Source organism: Salinimonas chungwhensis DSM 16280 (assembly GCF_000378185.1).
GTDB lineage: Bacteria > Pseudomonadota > Gammaproteobacteria > Enterobacterales > Alteromonadaceae > Alteromonas > Alteromonas chungwhensis.
This window is the reverse complement of record NZ_KB899404.1, coordinates 1-1,506: the sequence shown is the minus strand read 5'-3', so window position 1 is coordinate 1,506 and position 1,506 is coordinate 1. Positions and strand designations below refer to the sequence as shown.

The following is a 1,506-nucleotide window of genomic DNA, read 5'->3' as shown; positions in this document are numbered from 1 at the left end:
TCCGCTTCACGCCCTGAGTCATTCAACAACCTTTTTATGTGCTTAGAAGAGATGAATTTCTCTCTTTTAACGCTTTTAAATATCGGGCTTCATTGTAAGGCGTTTTTGTTTGCCAACATTTGAACAAGATTCTCGCCCATTTAAACGCTAAAGCTCTGACAGCTGCCTGATGAGCTTTGCCTTTTGCTCGTTGTTTTTCGTAATACAATCCAGCCCAGTAGGATTGGTGGACACTTTTAGCGGACCATTCTACAAACGTTTGTCTGATAAATGTTGAGCACTGCCATCGCCAGTGGATCCACTCTTTATTTCCGCTTCGCTCTGTCACAGGAGATAGGCCTGCGTAGTTCTGGATCTCTTGAGCACTTGAGAACCGACTTCTATCCTCGCCAAATGCGGCGAGTAAACGAGGCGCTAAGCATGGTCCAGTGCCCGGCAATGAAGCGAAGATATCAGCATCAGGCATTTGATTAAATAGTTCGTCAATCTTAACGTCGTATGCCTTGATGCTTTTATTCAAAAGGATTATTTGATTGCAAAGTGAGACTGATAACAAGCTATATGGCTCAATAACACTGCTATCTTCAGTCAGTGCCATGGCATCATTAATAGCTTTGATTCTTTTATCCGTATTAGCCACCGCATTTCCGCCACGTTTGCTAAAAAATGCTCTAATGGTTTTCTCTCGTGCCCGCTTTAACTGCTTGAATGTCGGCCAAGTAAGTAAAAATTCACAGAATAAGTCGCTTCCTCGATGTGAGAACATGGCAAGTGGTAGCAGATAATATTGCTTGAGTGCATTGATAAGGCGATTGACTGCGCGACGTTTGTCTTCCACCAACACGCGCCGCTGTTCAACGAGTAGATTGAGCGCTCTGGACGCATCACTACTCGGTTTCAGCGGTTTTATCTTCTCTGGATACTTCAGCATAAGGTCTAGCGCCAGTTCAGCATCTGACGGATCATCTTTAGCGCCACTTGGGAACATGGCCTGACGATATCGCGCTAACGTTGCAGCGTGAATAGGAAATACAGTGACATACGAATACTTTTGCAATGCGTAAACAATGGGGCCACTAGAGAGCTCAACCGCAATAGCAATGGGCCCTTTCACCTCATTGTGTAACGAACAAAGCCAGTCATCAATATCTTCTGGGGAGTGCTTTATTACTTTAAACTGTCGAGTATCAGTATTGCTTTTTTGAATGCAAACATCGTGTTTTTTTGATGCCCAGTCCAAGCCAATGAGCACTGAGAACTTATCTAACGAGTTAGTCATGACAACCTCCTGAATATGAAGTTTGTTATGTATCCTTTACTCGTCGAAAGTAATATGGATGGCGTTCACTGCATGCCCTGAGTATTCGTTATGAGTAAAGTAACTCATTGCATCGAAGGTAAAGCGGTAATCATCTAATGACTTACGTACAATGTTCGTATGCAATGAGCACATAACCTAAGTTATTTTAATTCAAATAAAGTAGGTTGAATGACCATATTACGTAC

General features: G+C 42.8%; 1 protein-coding gene. It reads right to left on the bottom strand.

Annotation, left to right across the window (positions count from 1 at the left end; genetic code table 11):
- Window positions 1–34: 34 nt before the first annotated feature.
- Window positions 35–1,279 carry an IS110 family RNA-guided transposase gene (locus F458_RS0118755; protein WP_018984974.1) on the bottom strand — a complete coding sequence of 415 codons (1,245 nt, stop codon included), beginning with the start codon at window positions 1,277–1,279 and terminating at the stop codon, window positions 35–37.
- Window positions 1,280–1,506 lie beyond the last annotated feature (227 nt).